The 24278-nt window shown below is 46.3% G+C and carries 17 protein-coding genes; 4 read left to right on the top strand and 13 right to left on the bottom strand.

The window, feature by feature from the left end:
* Positions 1–150 precede the first annotated feature (150 nt).
* The 9 genes from CLFS41_RS03705 to CLFS41_RS03670 form a co-directional block, all read right to left on the bottom strand.
* Positions 151–354 (bottom strand): hypothetical protein, encoded by a 204-nt coding sequence (locus CLFS41_RS03705; RefSeq protein ID WP_152649004.1) that lies wholly within the window; start codon positions 352–354, stop codon positions 151–153.
* The gene (locus CLFS41_RS30240) at positions 338–526 is read right to left on the bottom strand and encodes a hypothetical protein (protein ID WP_045091491.1); all 189 of its coding nucleotides are present in this window, start codon (positions 524–526) and stop codon (positions 338–340) included. The genes CLFS41_RS03705 and CLFS41_RS30240 overlap by 17 nt, the downstream gene beginning before the upstream one ends.
* 13 nt (positions 527–539) lie before the next feature.
* Entirely contained in the window at positions 540–674 is a 135-nt protein-coding gene (locus CLFS41_RS30965; protein ID WP_278279998.1) for a hypothetical protein, read from the bottom strand.
* Positions 658–834, bottom strand: a complete 177-nt coding sequence (locus tag CLFS41_RS30385) for a hypothetical protein (RefSeq protein WP_166436526.1) — start codon at positions 832–834, stop codon at positions 658–660. Before CLFS41_RS30385 ends, CLFS41_RS30965 begins: the two co-directional genes overlap by 17 nt.
* Entirely contained in the window at positions 824–1207 is a 384-nt protein-coding gene (locus tag CLFS41_RS03695) for a hypothetical protein (RefSeq protein ID WP_045091490.1), read from the bottom strand. The genes CLFS41_RS30385 and CLFS41_RS03695 overlap by 11 nt, the downstream gene beginning before the upstream one ends.
* A 444-nt stretch (positions 1208–1651) precedes the next feature.
* Complete coding sequence (locus CLFS41_RS03685; RefSeq protein WP_045091488.1) at positions 1652–1861, bottom strand: hypothetical protein; 210 nt, start codon at positions 1859–1861, stop codon at positions 1652–1654.
* Between the two features lie 42 nt (positions 1862–1903).
* Positions 1904–2413, bottom strand: coding sequence for a Rha family transcriptional regulator (locus CLFS41_RS03680; protein WP_045091487.1), 510 nt, complete (start codon positions 2411–2413; stop codon positions 1904–1906).
* A complete protein-coding gene (locus tag CLFS41_RS03675) occupies positions 2410–2610 on the bottom strand; it encodes a transcriptional regulator (RefSeq protein WP_045091486.1) in 201 nt (66 codons plus the stop codon). The genes CLFS41_RS03680 and CLFS41_RS03675 overlap by 4 nt, the downstream gene beginning before the upstream one ends.
* A gap of 62 nt (positions 2611–2672) precedes the next feature.
* Positions 2673–2903 carry a helix-turn-helix transcriptional regulator gene (locus CLFS41_RS03670; RefSeq protein ID WP_235622945.1) on the bottom strand — a complete coding sequence of 77 codons (231 nt, stop codon included), beginning with the start codon at positions 2901–2903 and terminating at the stop codon, positions 2673–2675.
* A 164-nt stretch (positions 2904–3067) separates the two neighbouring features.
* Here CLFS41_RS03670 and CLFS41_RS30655 point away from each other — a divergent pair, with 164 nt between their 5' ends.
* From CLFS41_RS30655 to CLFS41_RS03650, 4 genes are all read left to right on the top strand, one after another.
* A complete protein-coding gene (locus tag CLFS41_RS30655) occupies positions 3068–3397 on the top strand; it encodes a helix-turn-helix transcriptional regulator (protein ID WP_052665604.1) in 330 nt (109 codons plus the stop codon).
* 7 nt (positions 3398–3404) lie between these two features.
* Positions 3405–4100, top strand: coding sequence for an ImmA/IrrE family metallo-endopeptidase (locus tag CLFS41_RS03660; RefSeq protein WP_045091485.1), 696 nt, complete (start codon positions 3405–3407; stop codon positions 4098–4100).
* 42 nt (positions 4101–4142) lie between these two features.
* The gene (locus CLFS41_RS03655) at positions 4143–5039 is read left to right on the top strand and encodes a hypothetical protein (protein WP_045091484.1); all 897 of its coding nucleotides are present in this window, start codon (positions 4143–4145) and stop codon (positions 5037–5039) included.
* 516 nt (positions 5040–5555) lie between these two features.
* The gene (locus tag CLFS41_RS03650; protein WP_045091483.1) at positions 5556–6611 is read left to right on the top strand and encodes a site-specific integrase; all 1056 of its coding nucleotides are present in this window, start codon (positions 5556–5558) and stop codon (positions 6609–6611) included.
* 115 nt (positions 6612–6726) lie between these two features.
* Here CLFS41_RS03650 and CLFS41_RS03645 read toward each other — a convergent pair whose 3' ends face one another.
* From CLFS41_RS03645 to CLFS41_RS28880, 4 genes are all read right to left on the bottom strand, one after another.
* Complete coding sequence (locus CLFS41_RS03645; RefSeq protein ID WP_007868913.1) at positions 6727–8079, bottom strand: MATE family efflux transporter; 1353 nt, start codon at positions 8077–8079, stop codon at positions 6727–6729.
* Positions 8080–8186: 107 nt separating this feature from the next.
* On the bottom strand, positions 8187–19841 hold the full coding sequence (locus CLFS41_RS03640; RefSeq protein ID WP_347467504.1) for a SpaA isopeptide-forming pilin-related protein: 11655 nt from the start codon (positions 19839–19841) through the stop codon (positions 8187–8189).
* 732 nt (positions 19842–20573) lie between these two features.
* On the bottom strand, positions 20574–21923 hold the full coding sequence (locus tag CLFS41_RS28885; protein ID WP_052665602.1) for a hypothetical protein: 1350 nt from the start codon (positions 21921–21923) through the stop codon (positions 20574–20576).
* 231 nt (positions 21924–22154) lie between these two features.
* Positions 22155–24248: an InlB B-repeat-containing protein gene (locus CLFS41_RS28880; RefSeq protein ID WP_052665601.1), complete on the bottom strand. Its 2094-nt coding sequence runs from the start codon at positions 24246–24248 to the stop codon at positions 22155–22157.
* Positions 24249–24278 lie beyond the last annotated feature (30 nt).

Raw genomic sequence — 24278 nt, 5'->3', positions numbered from 1 at the left:
GATACGATACCATTGCTGTACCATCAATCGTCTTGTGTTCCAGTTTCATGTTTCACCTCCCCGGAATGCTTTCTGGCCCGTTCTCTGTCCTTGTTATGGCACTTATCACACTCTCTCCACTGTTCAGGATCAAGAAAACGGCCACAGGAATCACAACGGTATGGATGCATCATTACCGGCCTCCTGCTGTTCTTTCTTTTTTACCCCAAGAATGCTGAATATGACATTATCATCTGTGTACTTAGTGGAATTGACATACTCCTGTACTGCATTGATTTTTTCTACCGCCATCTGACCTTTAATGAACAGGTCCATAGGTACATTATTCATTTGGATACTAGATAAATTTGCCATCTTTACAATCCCCTTTCATCTGTGCTATGATATCTATAGTGTTATTTTCCATCTGGCCGACCGGAGTTCGCTGCTCCCTCGGCCTTTTTCTTGCCTTTCCGTTACCCCATCCATAAGGATTGATACCCAGCGATATAGCTGCACGGATGGTTCCGTTCATACGTCTGCTCATTGCCCTCCTCCCTTCACCACGCCCCCAATGTCCACATCATGATCACTGCCGCAACCACCACCATCCCAAACATCCAGAAGGATGCTATGATGATCCATCTCACTGTTGTCATCAGAGGATGTTCCTCCTCATCATGCCTCTGTCTCATACACCTGTCCTCCCTCGTAGACCACGCGGATCTTGTCTCCGCTTACATCAGTTACTATGGCTTCATGCAATCCGGTGAAATTTACGCAGGCATCCAAGCCCGGGTAAACCGCCTCTAGGTACTGACGGATCCGGTGCTCTGCAAATGTCTTAGCCCTCATTGGCTGTCCCTCCTTTCTTTTTTTCTACTGGTTCATCCTTAAAATCTCTCTCAGGATCATACTTGAACAACTCTCCAATCTCACACTCATCATACACATCCTTAGTCACATAATAGATTGCACTCTCATATCTGCCTTTATCATTTGGATTGAGCGCTTGTATTCTAATGCACCAGCGGTCAGGGTAGCTGTAAACCATTGGTATGTAAGTTGTATAACTCGTTTTGCCATTTGTATGCGTCATTGGTATCAGCATTGTCTGCGTGTGTGCCGGAAGAAACTGCTTGTCACATATTTCGCCCTCTGTCAGCCTCATCTTACATCCAGTGAGTGTTATAAGAGAGGCGCATATTACGGCCAATAGCCTTTTCATTGGCTTGTCCCTCCTTTGCTTAAAACGAGTCCCACGCTTTTAATCGGTTCCTTACGCACCTGTTTCCAAGGGCCTGTTTGTATTCGTCTGGCAGATCTGATACCTTAATCATGTTTCCATTAAGGACGACCCAGCGGGTTCTCGATAGTTCTACCATGTTCTCACCTCGCTTTCTTGATTTTTTCTCCCCCTCGCCCTATACTGTACTTACAGGCGTTGCAGCGCCGAGTACAAAAGAAAGGAGTTTCGTGATGGACATAAATCCTATTAATGTAAATGGATACGATACCTACTATGTCGACCAGCCCGATTGTCAAAACCCCCATCTTATAATTGCAATACCACCAAATGCGGGAAAAGACATTTCTAAGCTTTGCGGTTCCATTGTTGCCAACCATTTGATAACCCAAATTGATTATCAAATGATAGATGGAACCCGGTTTATCATGGCCTATTATTAGGTCCATTAAAAATCACTGTTAATTCTGCACACTCTTTCGGGCTCCCAGATGCTCTCTCTGGATTAATCAGTACAGAACGTGGCCAACCCTCTGGTCCCGGAAGGGTTATGACTATCGGTATCTCCTTAAACTCCATTCCATTAATTTTCAAAATACGGTTATCATAGTCAATTTCCAATTTCTTGATTTCCATCCCTCTTACCTCCTTCCTTATTCATTTGCCAATGTACGCCGATCAGTTTGCAAAATCCGACAATTGCAACTGAATGTATTCCGGTACCTTCACGAAATCCGCCGGGAGCTGGATGCCAAACTGCTCACACTCCATCTTGAATGCTTCCGCAATCTTGTAGGCCGGTGATCCCTGCTTATGCATGATCCGTTCCGTCACCCGGCCCAACTCTGCCACGCTGGATGCGATCTGGGGATTGAGGGGGCAGGGAAGTTTTCCATCTTCCATTTCATGAAACCGGTTAATGTACCGCGCTGTGAACTCTGTTCCTTTCTGGCCGGTCATTTTATGGGCTATTAACTCGCAGCCTTTCTTTGTGACCAGAAAGCAGGGGAGCGTTTTGTTCTGTTCCGTTATGTAGGTGGATTCCTGGAAGAAATCGGTAAGCGCAATTTTGCTCTCTCCTAATTGCCCTACATACCTTCTGATGTCCCGCAATAATTCTTTGTGTTCCTTGCCGCACCACTCCGCGGCCTCTATTGACGTAATGGTTGTTCTTGTTAAATCGTTCATATGCCCTCCTTTTCATCCTCGGGCATCTCTAGCCCTGTCCGCTCATAAAAATACTTCCTTGATATCATACCCGGCCGGGTTAGATAGCCTTTGCTTTCAAGCTCCTTATTCAACCTCTCAATAATCTTGTAAGAGTGACTTTTGGAATACGCCAACACTTCTGCCACATCATCAACGGTCATCATTGGTTTTACCATAAGTGAATCCTCCTTTCCTCATAATCCTATTGACACACATACGCGATAGTGGTATAGTCATTTTATCGAACGTATGTTTGTTTTTTGTAATTGAGCAAGAACTCAAAGGATACTTCAAGGGATTTGCAAATTGTTGCTACTTCATCCGCATATATGCGCCTTCCTCCACTTAAAATTCTGGAAAAAGTATCTCTTCTTATGCCTGATTTATCTGCTACCGAAGTGCTTTTAATAAGCTTATCTTTCATGTATAAATTCAGGCCATCTCTAAATTCTTTTTCGTAGATTTGCACATCCTGCAATTTTTTCACCTCCTTCTAAACAACATTTTGTTGTGTAAGCCAATATTACTACACGTTTTGTTGTTTGTCAAGCATCAACTCAACATTTTGTTGTTTTTATTATTGACGTTTCAACATCAATGTTGTATAATTTATCAATATAAGGAGGTTCTAAGATGTCTAAGGAAGAGATTGCTTCAAGGTTAAGAGCAGCACGAGAAAAGGCAGGATATAAGCAAGAAGATATAGCCAATATTTTGGGCGTTACACCGCAAAAAGTCAGTAGCTTTGAGACTGGCAGAACGCGCGTGGACGTTGATACTTTGGTGACATTATGTAAACTGTACAATGTGGACGCCAATGATATTATGGGCATAGCTCCACCAGAAAAAAATCCTCTTGATAGGCTTATCACTGTGTATACTCGTAGTAGGAAGAACCTCTCTCAAGAAGAAAAAATGAGACTTGCTCGTATCATATTATCAGATGATGATGACGAGGAGTAATATTGGGATGGATTATAAGAACCTATATGAGTGTATTTTGCACGCATATATAACTTTGGGAATTGACATTTTTCCAATAGACTGTTTTGAATTAGTTAAAAGATGCGGATTTAGAATAGTAAAATATTCAGACTTAAATCGAAGGAAGAAAGCTGCATGCCGAATGCTAAGTGATGATGCCTGTCTCCTGGAAGGTACATTGTATTATGAAGCGAAGGCGCATCCACAACGGGTTCAGTTCACAATCGCACATGAATTCGGACATGCTTTCTTGAAAACGGATGATGAGGATAGAGCTGATGAATTTGCCAGCCACTTTCTAGCTCCGCGGATTCTGATCCACAAGTATGGGTACCGGAACGCTGAACAGTTACATGATGCTTTCGGCCTATCCTATAGGGCATCCAATCGTGCCTTGATATCATACAAGGAATGGTTCCGCAACATTTCTTACAGCATAACCAGGAAGCCTACGGAACCGGAGCAACAATTGGAACACATTTTCTTTCCTGAATCAAATCCGGTTTCACTCATGGAAGGAATTGTCCAACCGGCCAGAAAATGTTATACCGAAAATGACGAGGAAGATGGCTATTCTGAATTGAATGAACGTTCTGATTTTATGAGATTAATAAGCAGATGGCGCGGAAACCATGGCTTTTGCCTTGCAGAAAACAAATGGCTTTACGGGAATGACTTATAATTAGAGAGCCTATGGCTTAATAAGATTTATGGGAGGATGATTATGAATAATTTTTTTACTGCACTACTATTAATGAGCTTGATTTGTATCGTGACCTGCATTGTGTTTGCTATCAAAAAAATTTTCAAAAAAGAAAAGGCCAAACCATTTTTTAAGAGTGCAGGTGTAGCGCTACTCATATTCATTGTCAGTTTTATAGGGTTTGGATTCACTATGGAAGAACCACAAGAGACTATATCCAAGACCACAGAACCATCTGCTATTGCGACTACAGTATCGAAAACACATCAGGATATAACAACAGAAAATGAACCAACAGTGGTACAGACCACCGCCAAAGAATCTGCTGCCGAAGAAACCACAATGACATTATCGGATAAAGAACTCTTTATTGAATCACTGACTTCCAATCCTGATGTCACGTCAGAGGCTGCCAAAGGCACTTATGATATTTTAAAGGATTCTCTGGGTTTTGATAAAATATCTATTATTAAAAACATATCCGGTACACTTTTTGAAATGAGGGCAGATGACTACAACCTTAAAGTTACAGTAAGTGATAAATTATACCTAGTTATCTGCGGGGATTATAATATGTACCAGGATGATACAGTAAAGTATACAAAAACAGACCTAGAGAACAGAAAAATTGGCAATAACGATACAACATATTATGTTATAGCTCAGGAAATAGTAACAACTAATTTAAAAAATCCCTCCAGCGCAAAATTTAGCTCAGTTAACAATTGCCAAATGGCAAGAAACGGGGAATATGTAGCTGTTAAAGGGTATGTGGATGCTACAAACTCATTTGGTGCTCAAATTAGGAGCGAATTTATTGTAGAGTTTAAAGTTATTGACTTAGATTCATTCTCATATGAAACAATATTTATAAATATTGATGGAAGCAAAACCGGAGAATATATAGACCTTAAATAAATGCAAAAAGCCCCAGAAGCTACGAACTCCCACACTCCTGGGGCTTACCACCTTGAAAATATAATATATTTACCCGGGCAGCCGGGGGACGTGCTCCCATCCCGTTCTGAGTCTTGGAGAAAGGGATGGTGCCTTATGAGTACATACGAAGAATTGCAATTGATTACATCAGTGGCGTTACTCATTGTTGCAATACTGACTTATACCCATAAAAAATAGCCGTCCTGCCCTAGCAAAGCTGACGACTATTTTTTAGTAAGATGTTCGCCGGAGCGGGTGAGGTGCATTCACCTTCCGGCTGTCTTGTTAAGTATATTATACCAAATATACGGAAATTGTCAAATGTGAAAAAAGCGGCCCTGTTACCAGCAGGAACCGCCCTCACATAGTTTTCTCTTACCGGACCGTTCCGGAAGATATAATTAATTACCTTAAGCAAGTAAATTATATCATTCCTGGAGCGTCCTGGCAAGGGGCGTATTTTTTATACTCATTTTGAGATAGGAGGAATGATACATGCCATCATATTATGATGAGAACCAGAAGACCTGGTACTGCAAATTTTATTATACCGACTGGACAGGTCAGCGCAAACAGAAACTAAAACGTGGATTTCCGCGCCAGCGTGACGCAAAGGACTGGGAGAGGGATTTCCTTGAAAAGCAGCAAGGAAGCCCGGATATGGCCTTTAAATCCCTTTGTGAGTTGTATTTGGAAGACTCTCGAAAGAACTGCAAACTTTCCAGCTACAAAATCAAAAAATCGCTCTGTGATACCCATATCCTCCCATATTTTAAGGATAAGCCTATCAACAAAATTCGTCCTGCCGATATACGAAAATGGCAGAATACTATTAAAGAATCCATCAGCAGCGAGGTACACCAGAAAAACATAAACCAACAGTTCTCCAGCATCATGAACTTTGCAGTCCGTTATTATGGCTTAAGAAAGAACCCTTGCAGCATCGCGGGATCCATGGGCAGACGCAAAGCCCGTAAAATGGATTTCTGGACATTAGACGAATTTAATCGGTTCATAGTCCAGGTGAATGATTTACCGCTCAAGATGGCCTATCTGGTACTGTTTTATGCGGGGCTGAGGCTCGGCGAACTACTTGCTCTTACCAGGAGTGACCTCAGCATACCATCCAGAACACTTACAATAAGCAAAACCTATCACAGATATGATAAGGCTGATCTGATTACGTCACCAAAAACTGACAACAGCTATCGCACCATAACGCTTCCCCCTCTCCTGGTAGATGCCCTATCCGATTACATTGAACGTAACTATGATATGCAGCCTGGAGATCGTTTGTTTCCTCAAGTCACAGAATTTAAGCTACGCTATTGGAAGAAGGAAGCTTGCAACGCATCCGGTGTAAAGGTCATCCGTCTGCATGATATTCGACACAGCCATGTATCTTTGCTCATTGATATGGGTTTTTCCCCACATCTGATAGCGGAACGCATCGGAGACACTGTCCAGATGGTAAATGAAGTATACGGACACCTGTATCCGAACCGTCATGCAGAAGTTGCTAACAAATTGCAAGAAATAGTATCATTGTAGTATCACACAATCAAATAATGGGCAGAAATCCTAGTAAAATCAATACTCTCCAGTCCTTTTGCAATAAAATCCGACATTTTACAAGCAGATTTTTTTATTTCCGGCCGCCCTGGTTTTATGCAATATGACTGTCCCATTTCCTCATCATTCGTATGAAAACAGTAAAGAAAATGATCCCCTTTACAATGCTGGAAATCGTCAGCGCCCACCAGATCCCATTCAGTCCCATGGCTGTACCGCCCAGAAGTATGGCCAGCGGAATACGGGCAGCGGTAAAGATAATGGTTATAACGGATGCCTCCATGGTCTTTCCCATACCGGACATGGCGCCAACAGTCATCAGCTCCACACACATGAACATTTCCGAAAATCCGATAATGCGCAGATAATCCGCTCCCGCAGGAATCACTTCCGCTTCATGGATAAACAGGCTGAAGATTGGTACAGCACCCAAAATCAGCAGACAGGTGGTAAAGATGCCCCAGACAAACATGATGCCTGCGGCTGTCATATATCCCTTTTTCACCCGCTTTAGGTTTCCTGCCCCATAGTTCTGCCCCACAAACGCATTGATGGCAGACCCGAAGCCGTCTGCCGTCATCCATGAAATGGACTCAATCTGCCCTCCTACCCTCTGGACGGCTACCGCAGTATCCCCCCAGGAAGTGACAAAGCGGGTCAGGACCATGGAAATACCGCAGTACAGCATACTCTGAACCGAGGAAGGAAATCCGATCCTTATCATGGTTTTAATATTGGAAAGGGGAGTGGGGTTCCATATGCGCATCTGGGCTGCCAGCACCGGATCCCTTCTCATGGCCAGGACGAGCACCAGGGCCACAATAAACTGGGCGGAAACCGTTGCTATGGCAGCGCCAGCCACTCCCAAGCCAGGGACGGGTCCCAGGCCAAAAATCAGAAGCGGATCCAGCACTATGTTGGCTCCCATTCCAATGCAGTTTGCAATAAATGGCGTCCTGCTGTTGCCGGATGCCGTATACAGTCCGGTCAAGGTCTGCCCGATAAAAGCAAACACAATAAGACCGCATGCGATCCTGAGATATAAAATTGCGTTCTCCACCACCATGGGTGAATTGAGATGGAAAAACCCGATCAGAGGACCGGCCAGCATATTGGTCAGCACCCCGTATGCGATTGCCAGGCCCAATGCCAGCTGCAGAGCGCCTTTGCCGTACTGCACCGCTTCCGCAAGATTTCCCTCACCATGCGCATGGGCAGACTTTACCTGTCCCCCCATCCTGGCCAGCGTAACCACACCGGAGGACAGCCATGTATACATGGCGGCTGCCCCCACTGCCGCAACTGCATCGCTGCCCACCATACCGATCCAGGCCATATCCGTCAGGTTATAGGCTGTCTGCACCAGGGACGTGGCCATTATGGGGAGTGCCAGCCCGGTCAGGGATCTGAGGATCTTTCCATGTAATAAATCAATATTCTTCTTCACAAATTTCACCTGTCACTTTAATATTAGCATGCCATATATAATTCTCATTGGACATAAAACTTCTATATACTATACTATCTTTCGACTTTATATGCAATATGGAAGACTCATGTCTTTAAGTGATCTGGTGACCGGCTTTCATCCACCTGGAAGACAGCCTGGAGGATCAGACGCTGATTTCCGTTCACACAGGTGGACAATGTGATGATCCGGTCTTCTCCTCCCGGAATCACACCTGTATCATAGATGGAGGACTGCCGCATTTCCTCTAAATACTCTGTCCATTCCTCTTTCAGAAGGTTTGTCCTGTAGGCGCCCGCATCATTTTCACTGCGGATCTGGCAGGAAAAGACGGGGCACTCCCTCCATCTGCCATTATAAAATATTCTGATAAAAGGGTTTTGCTGAAAAAATGATTTGTCCCTATATTGTTTTAATCCTGCAAACATGGACCCATCCTTCATGTTATGGCCGTAGAGGATGGTATGATTTGCCGTCAAAGGGACTGTGGTGCTGTCCGCGAAAATGCTGCCCGCTATATGCTCCTCCCGGTTAAACTGATGAGTCAGGTAATACTGGTTATTCTCATGCTGTACCACCGGATATCCAATTGCAGTTCCAGGAATGGAGAGCCAGAATCGATAGTCCGGATTAATCCTGAGCAAAGCAGGCTCATCAATGTCAGGCACAGCCTCCTGCGCCTCTCCCTGAATTTCCTCTCGTACCTTCTCCTGTGTCACCCTCTGCATCTCCTTTGGCATTGCTTCACAGCCCTTTTCGTTTTTATATGCGATCCGGCGCACGGATTCATAATAATCCCTTCCGTTGGCGTATACTGCCATGGTTTTTGCAAGCCATCCTCCACTGATGATAAAACCTGCCAGAAACAGAGCCGGTACTGCCCCTGAAATGCGGCCGGCCCCTGTTTTCATCTTAAAAGCCGCTGCAGAGGCAGCAAGCACAACAAGAGCAAGAAGCGCAGAATATCCTTTTATTTTCCCGGAACCGGATGCTTCACTGTCACCGCCTGCCCATAAAACTCCGGTCCGGCCCTCATGGTTTTCCTGCTGCCTGATATCATTATGATCAAGAAACACACTTCGGTTTACCTCTCCGCTATATGAAGCATTGCAGTCTGCTACCAGCTTTCTTCCCCTGACAGTCAAATCCCTGTACATCACTCCATTCTTTTCATATGGTTCTCCTTTCCACCGGATCCGGTCAATCTTATATGATTCCTCCGGCAATCCGGCCTGGGATAGAAGGATTTTTTCATATTCTGCAAGCAGATTCCCATATTCATTTCCTGGCGGGTCATCGCTCTCTGGTCCGGCCCCTAGGAATCCAGCATCCAGCAGTACATCCCCCAACAGTACATCCCCCATCAGATAACCATCCGCCCCATAATCCGTCACCGTCACATCCAGGTAAAGGTCTTCCACCCAGCGCTCATTGGAAAAATGGCATTCTGCCAGGGGAAGCAGAACCTTTTTTCCTATCCCCGTCTGTGCATCATAGGCCCATATCCAGGCAGCCTGGGGCACAGGGTCTTTTCCCTCCATTCCGTCATATATGATCTCACCCGAAACATAGATGGTTTCCTTTCCGTCATGGCCTATCCCTCCATTATCGTTCTTGGGGGCAGCCATGACCATACTTGGAAATACGGCTGCAATCGTAATTAAAAACAGGATAACCACTGCTGCTTTTTTCTTAATGGTCCATTTTCTTATTCCATCCCTTCTTATGCTGAAAATGAATCCGGCCATACACAGAACAGCTGTAACCGACACGGCCAGGACCGGCAGATCATCCCCTGTCTGGATCTTATGCTTGAATCCTGTGCCGAAATGAAACGTACCTTTTCCAAATCTCTGGTCCACCTTATATACGGCTGTGATCCTGCCGATCCGTTTCTGGGGAAGCTCCTTTTTCCAGTTGTAAACAGTTGTATTTCCCCTTATATCCCCATTCTCCTCCACAGTAAATTCATATACCGTATCATCCACCGCATATTCCTGGGGCGGAGTGATCTCCTGGATGGTATATGTGCCTGGGAGATCCGGCCGGAATAGAAGTGTTCCGTCCTCTCCTGTCTCTCCTTCATACACGGATTCCATTGGCACATGCGCCCGTTTCATGCACAGCCGGGCACCGCTAAGGGGCTGTCCCGTAGTTCCGTCCAGTTTTGTGATGACCACCTTCATTTCCTGATTTATGATCTCATATATCCCACGGATAATGTCCGGACCGCTGACCGTAAAACTGTAAATGTCCTGGTTCAGGGCATAACCTGCAGGAGCCTTTGTTTCCTTAAAGGTATAGGTTCCGTCTTTTGGTTTCTTAATCCGTACTCTCCCCGTATCATCGCTGACTGAGGTTCCTATTACATTTCCCCGTTGGTCATAAAAGGTAAATTCAGCTCCCTTAAGAGCCGCTCCAAGGGCATTTACTTTTTTAAAGAGAATGTATTCAGTCACCAGGCCAGGCTTCTCCCCGCCGCCGGAGGAGGAGGCGGCCCTGTTTTCAAAGCGGAATACCTGTACGGACTGATGGCTGTCTTCCACTGTGATCTCCTGATCCTGCGCCTTTTTGTAGCCGGATGGCGCCTGCACCTCGTGAATCCTGTAAATCCCCGGATCCAGCCCATAAAATATCTGGCCGCTTTCTTCCTCCGAGGTCCACTCCCTGATTATCCGGTCATTCTCGGTTTGGATCAGCTGAAGCCTGGCTCCTGCCAGCAGAGTGTCCGTTCCTGCTTTTGTCTTTTGGACTTCTACAATGGTCGAATAGTTGCGCATGATCAGCCGCGGGACCTCCTCCAACCCATCTGTAACCGTAAATTCAATAGGCTTTGCCAGAAGTTTAAATCCGTCCGCAGCCTTTATCTCTATAAGGCGGTATTTTCCTGCAGACAGGTTCTTCGTGCAATGGCCCTGCTTGCCGGTTATCCATTCATCCACCGGTATCCAGGTAAAACTCTCTGTATTCCCTGTTTCTTCCCTGTTTTCATCTGCCCACTGTTCAATCCGCAGCGTAACTCCTGCCAGCAGTTCCCCGGTATCTCCTAGCAGTTTTTCAGTGATCACCCGATTGGAATCATTGGTAGGATTGTATTCTGCTATGATCAGGTCTGTCAGTTCATTTTTGTATTCAAACTGGAATTCATATGGTTTCAAGGTCATCATATGGCCTTCTGCTGCTTTTATTTCTTCGCATACATATGTATAGGACTGGAAATTTCCATTGGGATCCATGGTTCCAATCGGCTGGGGTGCAAACTGCGCCGTCCCCATGGAATCTGTGGTTATCTTTTCACAAATTTGATTCAATGTCTTGTTCACCAGCTGGAACTGGGCCCCCTCCAGCTTTTGGCCGGGGTCGTCTGTATCACTCTTGGTTATTTTAAGGATCCCATCCGGGATCTCATCTGTCATTTCCACTTTTTGCAGGACTTTGGTGTCCACAATGGAAAATGGGATATCCACGGACTGCAGGAATCCATAGGGCGTTGTCACTTCCCTCAGGATATAATTCCCCTCGGGTATGTATTTTATAAGATGGGGTTTTAAATCTCCGGGCTTAAATCCGTCCGGGATAGCTCCACATTCCTGGTCCTCCACCCCATACCTGCCATCCAGGCCGCTGATCCATTCCACTGTGACGTCCTCATATCCTCCATCCTCAGCAGGCTGATGAATCACCAGGGGAGATCCGGCCGGATTTCCCTCTCCATCCGCCTGGTAAATGGCAAGACTTGCCCCGTTCACCTCTTTGCCTCCGGTTATGTGTACCTTTGAAACTTCAAGCGTCAGTGGAATGTCCCCCATTTCCCCGTACTGGATTTCTTCTAAATGTCCTTTTTCCTCCACGGTCATTAGGACCGGATCTGATGTGGCATATCCTTTTGGGGTTGCTGACTCTGTCAGTACATAGGCACCGGGAGGCAGATATTCCAGACGAGTGGTTCCATGTTCCGTATAATAACAGCGGCCCTGGAAGGTGCCCGGGATGTGTCTGAACTCATAATCATATTTCATGATAGGATGGCTTCCGCCTGCGTCAGACACCACCCGCCCGGTTGCGGCCACCTCCTGCCCGTCCTTGTAGGTCGCTGCGCGGAAGGTGAATATCCTGCCGTCCTCATCGTACTGCGGGATTCCATCCAAAACAGAGGGCTGTCCATGCTCGTCCAGCTTTGCATGGTACAAGGTCAGCCATGCCTCACTGTCCTCATAGATCACATCACTGTTTTCCGTATCATACTTACGTATTTCAATGGAAGTAAAATCATCCTCCATCTCAAAGCTCTGTACATTCCCGGTTTCCTCTATATCAATATTGACTGATGCTGACCGGACATATCCCTGTTCGTAAGGACAGATTGTTTCCTCCAGCACATATGATCCTGTGGGAATATGGTCGATCCAATGGGGCTGTACAGACGGGATCGGCTGTCCTTGGGGATCCGGCTTGATATTACCGTCATCACCATACTGGTATCCGCTGATCCAGGCTGCATATACGCTGCCCTTTTTGTAGATCCCATCCTCCCCCTTCACCGGATTCCCGCTGCTGTCCAGCTTGGCCTGATATAATGTCATGGATGCGCCCTGGATTTCTTTTTGAGTCCGCACATCTATTTTGGCAAATGCAGTTTTAGTAAATTCATTCTGCATAAAATACGTTTGGACCTCCTCCGTGTCCCGGAGTATGATCCCCATATGCCTTGCCTGGATATAACCCTGGCTGTAGGGCACTGTTTCCTCCTGTAGGATATATGCGCCAAAAGGAAGACGGGTAATGGAATGCACGGCCCCCTGCCCTTCCGGGACTCCGTGGGGGTCTGTGCTGTCATCCGTCACCCAGGATTCATCCTTTGTCACCACCGCTCCGTCAACATAATAGATGGGCAGGGCATTTTCATCATCCTTGTCCGTCTTATTCTCATAAATGGTCTGACCCGTACCGTCATCCAGCACCTGAATGGATCTTATCAGTTCCTTGTCCCCCTGGCTGTCCACGGTATAGGCAAGGATACGTCCGTAATCATCATATACATATGCCATGCCTGTTCCTGCATCCGCATAACACAGTGGATTGCCCCGCTTATCCAGGACCAGCAGTTCACCGGTATCCGGGTCTTTCCGGGTATCCACAGTATCCAGGTCGTAAAAATATAAATGGACCGGTTCATTTTCCACCCAAACAGCATCCCATACATCCAGCGCCGCCTGACCGCTGTCCTGACCTGTGACACGAATCTCCTTATGGGTTCCTGTATTGGTGTCCGTGATCTTTCTTACTTTCCCCTTCTCCCACAATACAGTGACGCCTTTGTATGTATGTTCCCCTGTCCGCTCAAGCTCCGCCGCCTTATATAAGGACAACCTGGCCCCGGATACCGGTATATCAAACCGGATTCCTCTGCCGGTAAAAGTCCCATCCCATTCATAGAGCAGTTTTACCCCCTTCATAGCCTTCAGGGATTTTTCACTCCCCTCAACTATATGCTCAGAGTATACGTCCAGGGCTTTGGTTACATTGCCGTACCAATCCATTGTCTCAGGATCATAGGTGATGTCCCTTACATCTCCCCGCTCCTCCAGCTTTTCCTTTCGTCCGCGGACTTTATACGTCAGCAGGTCTCCGGTATCGTTCACCGTGATATCTCCATCAAATCCTCCGCTGGATTCTGTTATCCCCTGATTATCTGTCCTTTGAAGTCCGTTCTGGTTGCCTGTCATGGAATCACCGTCCTCCACTTTGCGTATCTCAATTCTGGAAGGATAATCCTGCACGTTTATCCGGCTCACTGTTTCAGTCCGGAACATATCACTTTCCCCTGGTACAGGAACAGCGTATTGATACCTTACAGCGGGTTCCGGTTCCCACCCTTTGGTGGTTCCGTCCGTATTTCTCTGCTCGCTGTAGTAGATCACATCATCCCCATAAATCTCAAATGCCGCCGGACGGCTTTTCGTATATCCTTCCGGCGCCTGGATCTCCACCAGGACATACGCGCCTGCGCCCAATGGTTTATATGTTACAATGTATCCCACCGGTACTTTTTGTGCCTGTCCATCTATGGTCACTTCCCGGACAGTGGAATATGCCCTAAAGATCCCGGTCTCATTTCCCTCCCTATCCTCCTGCTTGACCAGCTGGGTTTCATCATACTGCGGGATCCCTTCCCGGTCCAGACGGATCGGCAGGTCGTCATTGTCAGCATTGCTCTGCCCCACTCTTGGATAAAGTATATGGTTTCCATCCGCATCTTTTACCGGATTTCCTTCCCAGTCAACCGCTTTTCCAAACAATACATCCCCGGTCCCGGCAACCGCGCCGGTCCCGTTCTTAGCTACATCACGTTTTGCCGCATACAGTTTAAACAAGGCCCCATCATGTATTATGTTTTCGCCTGTCTCCCCATCCAGCTTTTCAATCCGAATCCGGGTACGATAATATGTATCCTCAAAATCCTCCTGGGCAAATGCCACAAAGTTAAAATCCGATCCGCTGCCGGACGGTATGAGCGTCTCCACGTCTCCCGTATCCGGATTTACACGGTCTGCGGCAGGCGCCAGCACGGTCCAGGGGACCAGCATGGGGGCAAACTTTCCGTCTATGGCAGTCTGCACTCCGGTCATAACGGATACGTGATCCCTTATCTCCGTCTGACCGCTCTCCGTCTCATATCCATGGTAGGCCACCTTGTCCAGCCAACCTGCATCCTCGCTCTGTGAGGTGTATCCAGGATAGTAGGCTTTCACAGATGCATTCTTTCCCTCCATATATTCCGGCTCATGAGGTTCCGCCTCGGTCAGGCTGTGCCCCGGGCGAATATCTTTATCCAGTCCATACTTGAATACCTCAAAGTCGCCATCCTGGCCATGTGCCTGAATGATATGTGATTCCTCGTTAAAGCGGATACTATACTTCCTGATCAGGTCCTCAGGGGTGTCCATAGAATTAAAACGGTAGTAGGGATCTCCTGTCTGGTAGTTCACCTCTGTTTCCCCTGTATTTTCATCCTGTCCCATATAGGGTACAAACGGCAATGTTATCTCCTTGGGATAGTCCTTATTAAAATGACGGTTTGCCAGTTCCTTCCCAATATCAGAGGGCGTCTGCTCCGCTATGACATAGGTGCCGTACGCAAGCATGATGGAATGATTATAATAATCATCCTTCCCATTTTTGGTGTTGCACTGCAGGGTGGTCTTATCCCCATCCGCCCCGCCCCCCGGGTCTTTGTCCCAGGCAATTGCAAGACGGTCATCCAGCCCGATAAAAATATCCAGATAGTCTGCTGCCTGGGCCTCTGCCTTTTTAAGGGCCATTTCGTACGCCTTATCACTGTTTAGGTCCGGTTCTGCTGCCAGGATCTCCTCTTTATATCCTTGGATGTCGTAATAGTCAATGGCAAACTGTTTTACTGCCTGGGCCGGGTATGTATCTCCTTTCTTCTGCCCGGCCCCATACATGGCGTCAAAAAATTTGGCGTAATGGTATGTTCCATCCTCTTTTGTCTCCAGGAGCCTGGTGCCGTGGCCATCTTTTGGAGGCAGATATATTTTCTGGACATCTCCCTTATATCCCTGGATCCCTATATCTTCTGAGATGATCCTTCCCCTTTCGTCCACGAAAATGTTCTCCAGATTGCTTTTAAGGTATGCCTTAAACTTAAACTGGTTCAGTACCTTGGCGCCCTGAGAGGCATTTCCATGGTTAAATAGTCCCAGAAGCACGGTGGCAGGATCATTGTGCAGGGAACCATATGTATTCACACCCTCATAGGATGCCTGGGATATATCCTTTGTGATCTTAATGGACTGTTTGATGGCGCGCTCCAGAACCTGCACCGGCCTCTCCCCCGTACCTCCGTCCTGAAAAGGCTGATTCTGCCCCGGGTAGGCCAGGGTCTGAGTCACCATATAGCTGCCCTCATCCATGGCCGGAACGGACACGCATACACTGACACCGGCCCCCGCCACGTCAGTCAGGTACTGGTTAAAAGGCATTTCCATACCTTCATAATCAATGGTTTTCCTAGTTGTCACTGCACGGTACGTGGTTTTTACCGCCAAACCGGTGTGGCTCCAATCAGTGTTGTTTTCCTCGTGGATCACATAGGTGCCGGAAGCTGTTTGATAATCGGCCCTGGTCGGAATCAGTTTTTCATATTCACAAACCTCCTCCCTGCCCTCATATGTTACGATCCGGTCCATCACCGGGATCGGGTTTCCCACGCGGTCCAGAAGCACTTCCCCTTTTTCATAAGTTTCATAAACCGGCTGGTAAGCAGTCCGGATCAATGCGGTAAGATCATCCCCGTAGGCAACCGGTTCCCCAATTTCCCGCTTTTCGCGGACCGATACGGTTTTACTTTTTAAATTGTACTCCCCTTTGAGATATTCAATCCAGTATTCTACCTCATCGGCCGGCCCTCCTTCCAAATCCGCTGTCTTGCGGACATGAAGCTTCTGGGTGGAGGAATCATACACTGCCGGGTAGGGATCGCTTACAGCTGAGTAATTGTATAAAAGCCTGGCATAATAATCCCCGTTCTTTTGGTAGATGTACTCCACCTGTCCGCAGTCGTAAAAGCTATGGTCCGTATACCAATCCAACATCTCGGCGGCTGCCTGGGCATTGGTGGATCCCGCCAGCCGTATATCAGCCCATGCGGAAGTTCCAGGGGCAGTCTTATACCCCATCTGATCCAACATGGTATTGACCTGCTCAGACAGATAATTTTCATCTATTGTCTGTCCCCATTTGCTCATATCTTCCGGCACCGCGCCGCCGCCGGGATAGGGGGCTGTCCGGAAACGGTAACAGAAGGTTTCCCCAAACGGTACGCCTTCCTCTGAATTACCGCCCGTTTCCTCTTTTATCATGGGATTGCCGTTTGCGTCTGTTTTATACTCCCCTCCCTTTGCTTTCTGATAGACAGGATTCCCATTCTCGTCCAATTTGGGCTGCAGGGAGCTTCCCGTGACCACCTTCACATTTTCTGTTTGTTTTTCAGTGTCAACTTTATAAAACTCCGTTCCCAGCGGATATCCGCTGACCAGGATATCAAAGCCATTTTCCGTCTTATAATTTTCTATGATAAAATCATTCCAGGAACCATCCGCATCCATATTATTATAGTCTGACAGTCCTCCTGCCACCCAGGCCTGTCCTGCTTCCCTTATTGTGGTGGTTCCTTCCTGGGTGCGGTTGCTTTCTGTCAGGGAAATGCCGCTCACCGACAACTCATATCCTTCGGACCGGCTCAGTTCCCTGATGTAGTAATTTCCCAAAAGAAGGGGCCGGCCGATCCACTGGTTTCCATTAACCGCTGCATTATCCGGGTATGTAATGGTTCCAAATCCCTCCGGCGAGGAAGTGATGGAAGAACCATTGTATAAACTCTCCTGGCCCGTGGCATTGTCAGGGGATTTTAAGTTCCCGTCCAAATCCAGGCTTGTTCCCGGCTTCTCCGTAAATACCAGGAATGAGGCATCGCCGTTCTTATCTGTTGCAGCTACTGCCACCAGGTCATTCAGGTTATATATGATATGGGATTTTCCATCCGGATGGATCAGGTCCTGGGCTGCGAACAGGCCGTATACAGCCCCCTCTAAGGTTCCATCCCCCTGGGCCAGGCCATAGCTTCCCTCCCCGTCAGTCCGGTACAATTCCAAATCCCGTTTATTGATATGAATACGCCCTTCTGTCCGGTGATTCCAGATTTTAAACACATACAGGATCTCTCCGGGATTTCCATATCCGGAAGGATCCAAGGGGTCCAGGCTGTCGTCAATAAAGTCCGGCAGAAACGCTGTTATGCTGTTGTCTTCATTGTCTGTAAAAAAGGAGGCAAAGAAACGGACAATACCGCTGCCTTCCCCAGGCTGTTCCTTTTGGTCTTCCCTAAAGGTGATGTCTGCTTCAAAAGATGGATGGATTGGATTTCTTGTGTATTCATATACTTCGTAGCCATCTGCCTCCTCATCTTTGTCAGCCGCCTGTGTCATATTGTCATTTTGTTTAGATGCATTACTTCCCGTGGCGTGGGTAGAAAAAAGGATGGTCCGATGGTGAGGCCTGGCAGAAGCTGTAATAGATGACATTAGATACGCAGAGGCCGCCTCAGGCTGACGGCCGTTATTTGGCTCGTCTTCCTGGCTTTCATTCGCTGAGCCATTGTCTGGCGGATCATTGGTTTCTGAATCATTGGTTTCTGGATCATTGGTTTCTGGATCATTGGTTTCTGAGTTTTGTTTTTCGGAATCGCTGGTTTCAGGAGATTCAGTCTCGTCCTTTCCGCTTTCTGTACCATCGTGGTCAGGTCGGATGATCTCTGAATCCGCATTTCCTGATTCATTGTCTTCAGGATTTTTGATTCCGTCCTCTTTCATCCCTTTGTTATCGCTGCTGTCATTCTCAGACTCATGGTTGTCTGAACCTTCACTTTCAGCGTCATCAGCTTCCATCCTTTCAGATTCAGAGGGCAGGGATTCCTGACTGATTTCTGCCGTGCTTTCCACAGGTGCCTTAATCTGTTTTTCCTCTTTTTCCTTTTTGATGCTGAGTATACTGCGCCGTTCATTTAATTCCAGATCATGTCCCTCCGGAAGAGGATACGTATATCCTTTCCGCATATTGATCTCTGACAGAACTGTATACACTGGATCAAACAGAGTTCCGATCACACTGCGGCTTTTATGATCTCCTGCTCTTGCGCTGCCTCCTGCCTGTGCTGATGCAAGTATTACACGCTCTATCTCTTTATCATCATTGTGTCTGCCATGGAGAATATAACCGGTGCGGGCTGTTTTTTCCTGCAGATGGTAACTGTATTCCAAATGAATAAAGTTTTCATATGTTATATCCCTGTCCTCTAACATGTTCTCCATCGCAGTTGTATCCTGACCATGATCATCTTCATCATCGTTCTGCACATGAAAATCACATGTGGCAATGCACAGTTCCTGTTCAGCCATCCACTGCCGGCGCAGCCGTTCATTTTCTTCATCACAACTGCATTCCTCTGCTTCTTCCGCTTCCCCTTCTCCTCCTTCACCTTCGTGGTCACACTGGATCCAATCCGGCGCAGGATGCCCCATACAATACGTTTTATTGTAATGGTAGTACCTTGTGTCGCTGTGCCTGGCCTGTCCGTTGGTATCTGTAGTAATGGTACTGCAAATATACTCAGTGTGCGGCTCCGGGGACATACAATTCAGATAAACCTCACCCGTGATTCCCTCCGGTTCCCCTTCCTTGTATTCATCTTCATTAACCTGGGAAAAATCAAAGTCTTCCCAAACATTGAATGTAGTGCCCTCCAATGGTTGGTTGGTTTCAGCACAGTATTTTTCAAGGCTTATGTTGTAATCGCTTTGGAAGGTTTCTTTGTGGCGGTATAGTTCTAGTTGCCCGCTTTCAGATGCTCCTGACTCTAAAGATACTATCTCAAACTGGATTACCGCTGGTATATGTTCATCCTCAAAGCGGCCAACTTGATACTGAAAGCCAGGCGGTGAGAATATCTCAGCATGATATTGAACATCTGTTCCCGGCAGTTCAGATGACCGTATAACGCCTTTTGGTTCTGCGGCACCATTATAATTAAATGTGATACTCCTCCCATCCCCATCTAAACTATATGACCAATTAGAATCAGGAAATACCCAACTTGCTTCTCGGATAACGGGATATGCGCTTATATCCAATGTGAGAAAATATCCCCCGTTATTTAGTATCATCTTTTGCTGAGTCCCGTTCCAACTTGGTAAAACAGCAGATGAACTATATCTCTCCTCTTCAGAAATAACAAATTGCTTCATATCTTCATAGTATCTCATTACACCGCTGCCCAAAATTGGGACTAATTGCTGCATGGCCTGTTCCTGAGTATCCCAATCATCTGAATATCCCGCCATACATCCCCAAATATAAGTCTGTACAACAGCATACGGTATATTGGTTCGGTCTGTATAATAGAAGATCCAGTTATATGCACAGGTAACAGGCAAAAATTTATCAGCAGGACCAACTCCCGGTATTGTTTCTCCCTTTGAAACAATATATTTTTCGTAAGGAGCCGCGCTGCCATTAGGCATTCTCTTTCCCGGCTGAAGACAAAATGTTGGATTAGGCGGATCCGTACCTAATATTTGATAAAATCCCATTTCATTATGTTTTTGCCCAAATAAATATATGGTATGACCCTGAAAAATATTTTTCCTTCTTATTAAATTTACTGTATTCTCAGCGAATGAAGAATGATCCATAAACACGATTAATAACAATACAGCCAGAATAAGTGCTGTAGGGCGTTTGAATCTTTTTGGTGATCTCATGTTATTTTCCTCCGATAAAATAAAGCTATGGTTTCTGCCCTCTCAAGCAGCCCCATAGCTTTATATATTTATACAACTATTTGTAACTGTTCAGGACATCCGAGTTTCCATATTGAATTTTCAAGGTACTTACGTTTACATGTTCTTTTTAGAAAATGTTTGGAATAAATACCCTGAAATACAGAGTAGAAATAATAAGATAATCAGAAACTCCATCATTTGAATATAATAAATTGTATCCTTGTAATTCTGTTTAATTTGCTGATGCCAATCCGTCACTTCCTCCCCATTCTCCTGTTCCATGTCCACTGTCTCCTGCCTTTTTTTAATTAGTTCTTTCTGCACTTCATCTGTCTCTGTATGGATAATCAACTGATCTTCTTTTAATCGGTTTAATCCCATATAAACAGAACTGAGCAGCCCCCTGGATTGTAAACTTGTTATTTCACCATCATTTTCACCTATCTCAAATAATGGCTTTAATACACTTCGTCCAACCAGTCTTCCTACGCTAAATCCACCTGATCCGCCAGATGAATTTCCACGCATATACTTCATATCATCCTTGGTTCCTGGTAACTGATCCGGACCATTCATCCATAATTCATCATCTTCTGTCCCAAATATACCGTCTGGACCAGGCCGGACATTGGTTCCTTCCTGTTTCTCTTTATTATCATAACAATCATCCTCTGTTCCATATTGTCCATCCGGTCCGGGATGAATCAATCGGTCATCCTCTGTTCCCGGCTTCCCATCCGGTCCATTCCAGTACACCTCATCATCCTCCGTACCAAATACTCCATCCAGGCCAGGGCGAAGGTTCGTTCCCGGATAATCACAGCTGTTGTCCACCCAGTCGTCCTTTGTCCCCAGCTGGCCATCCAGGCCCGGATATATCAGCCGGTCATCCTCCGTTCCCGCTTCCCCATCCGGTCCATTCCAGTACACTTCATCATCTTTTGTACCAAATATCCCATCCAGGCCAGGACGCAGGTTCGTTCCCGGATAATCACAGCTGTTGTCCACCCAGTCATCCTTTGTCCCGGATATTCCATCTAAGCCGTTAAAAGCAAGAATATCATCCGCTGTTTCAAATTCATGATCCTGCCCCGGCCTTGTATTGGTTCCATCTTTATTGTCGCGATAATCATCCTTGGTCTGAAACGTTTTATCCGGACCGGAATATATCTTCAGCTCCTTTTCATTCATGTAATAATCATCTTCTGTTCCATATTGTCCGTCCTGCCCCGGATAAATTCTTTTGTCATCCCGTGTCCCGGCAAGGCCGTCTCTGCCATTTAGATAAAATGTATCATCCTCTGTATCCAGATCCCCATCAGGCCCGGGCCTTTGATTGGTGCCATTGCCAATATCGCGGTATATCAGGGTAAAGTATGCATATACCTGAAGATCCCCCGCAACCTGATATATATCTGTTTCCGCAACCTTCTTGAGATTGGATGGCCTTTGCTCCCCGAACATGATTCCTTCCTGATAAATATGACTGTATGGTTCTGCATACCACCCCAAAAACTTATAGGCTTCCATGGACGGCGTGGGCAGAATGCCGATGGCACTGTCATAGGTAACTGTCTTTTTCCTGCTCCCCCAAAAGGAATCCTGTGTATGAAATATAAGATCATACTGATTCGGTGACCACTGGGCATAATAGGTTGTGTCACTGCCTGGAACTGCGGTTTCCTCTGTAATCTTCTAGCCCCCGGTACGATCCGTGCCAAATCCAATCTGGGTATATCCCGGCCTTGTAAAAACAGGGAGTTCTCCTAAATTCAAGGTATACGAGAGAGCTTTTGTTATATTTTGAGTGCCGTCCAAACCGTCATGGTATGTAATATCATATTGATCAGGCTGCCATTGCGCATACAGCTGCAGATTGCCGGAATAGACAGGCGTCAAATTATTTACTGATTCCTTATCATAGTACACTGCTCCTCTTCCGTCCGGCTGCTCAGACCAATTTATAAAGCTGTGGTGATCCTTTTTGAAATTATTCGCCTTTAGGGGCTGAGTGATGTTGTAAACAAAGTCTTGGACTTCTGTCTTTTCTTCCCCATTGTTAGACAGGAATGTCACTGTATATGGATTATTTTTAACATCTGTTTTGGAATTGCACCCGTTCCGTACACATCTCTTGTAATAAGTCCCATTGTCCGCTCCGGTATAATAATTATTTTCCCATAAATGTCCCAATGCTGACGTTACCTGTGTCTCAGCAGTCCCGCAGCCTGCGCATGTCCTTTTCTTTAATCCCGTCTCAGTGCATGTGGCTGCCTTTACAATTGACCAGTCCCCATATGTATGCTGGCGTACCATTGTAAAGTAGTCTGTTTTCATAGGAATAGGGGACCAGGTACTCCCCTCAGAATCGCTGTCATAATAATATCCTCCGGCATTTACCTCTGATATGCTCCAGCTCCAGTGGGAACTGAGATTCATCTTAGAACCGGCATACCAATATGCATTCTCATCAATAGGGGCATAGACCCATTTATGGCCTTCTGCCCAGGTCTCGTGGTAATATTGCAGATTGGTCCAGGCTTTATCTGCTTTGTAAAAAATGATCACCTTGTGTTTGCTATTACTTGCCCCCAGATAATCATTGATCGCCACCTGATTGCCATATTTCTTCGCCAGACCGCAGTCAATGATCAGCCGTCCGCCGTTGGGTATGTCGGAAGCCGTAAATATCGTAACATTACTGCTCCCTGCCAATGTTTTTTCAACTGCCGTCACATCCGCTCCACGGCTGAGGGACAACGGCATAATGCCAGGATCCGGATACTTATAATTCAATGCATTGCCAAGCACCTTCCCCTGCTCATCGCACCGATACCAGCATGGGTCAAGGTCCGCTTTATCTATCTCACTGTTGACAATGGTACCATAAAGATAATAGCTGTCAGAATCCGATCCCTCCTGTACATTTCCATAAATATGCAGAAAATCGTACCTGGTATTATCATAATTAGACCCAGACAAAACTTCTGAACCAATTCTTCCATTTTGTTGTACTTCTATATTCTCTCCATATAGAAATGTCTGCAGTTCACTGTCTGTGATCCCCGCACTTTTGTAACGGTAGGGTGCCAGTACCATATCCTCACTCTGTATATCAACAGCCCGGGAATCCGAGAGATTTCCCTTCTCATCACAGGCATACCAGCCCATAATGCCTGAGGAGACTGTGTATATCCGGTATTGGGGACATCCGGTACGGTCCACAAAAAAGTAAAGATCCACTGTCCCGCGGCTGCCTTTTATATACCATGACGGCACTTGGGACGGCTTCAGCATGTTTACTTTGTCTATTATCACTCCTGATTCCGTACATTCCAGCCACTTGTCTTCCATCTCTGCATTAACAGCACGGCCATATATAAAATATCGGACAGGCGAATTATGTTTTAGCAGATCCTCCCCCAGCCACCACACATCATAAAAAGTGCCGTCATAGTTTTCCCCCAGTTCCGAATCCACGACTTCAAAGTCCATGGAGTTGACAATATGATCATCCACCCCATAAAGCTGGCAGGAAAGCTCACATGTTATATCAATACCCACCTCTGCGCTCTCCCACCGCAAAGGAGCCAGCACCCAGTCCTCCCACAACAGATCGATCCACTGGCTTTCATTTGTAACCCTTCCCCTTTCATCACATTCGTACCACTCTGCATCTGTTTCCTCGTCATAATATCCATAGATTCTGTGCTGGATATTTCCATACCTGTCTTCAAATTCATAGTGGGTCCTTCCCCCAGTAAACGCCCTTTTATTTTTGTATACCAACTGGGCACATCCTCAGGTTCTGCAGACTCA

It is taken from the genome of Clostridium sp. FS41 (assembly GCF_000954015.1).
Classification (GTDB): Bacteria; Bacillota; Clostridia; order Lachnospirales; family Lachnospiraceae; genus Enterocloster; species Enterocloster citroniae.
Note: the sequence above shows the minus strand (reverse complement) of the source record. Positions and strands in the feature narration are given on the sequence as shown.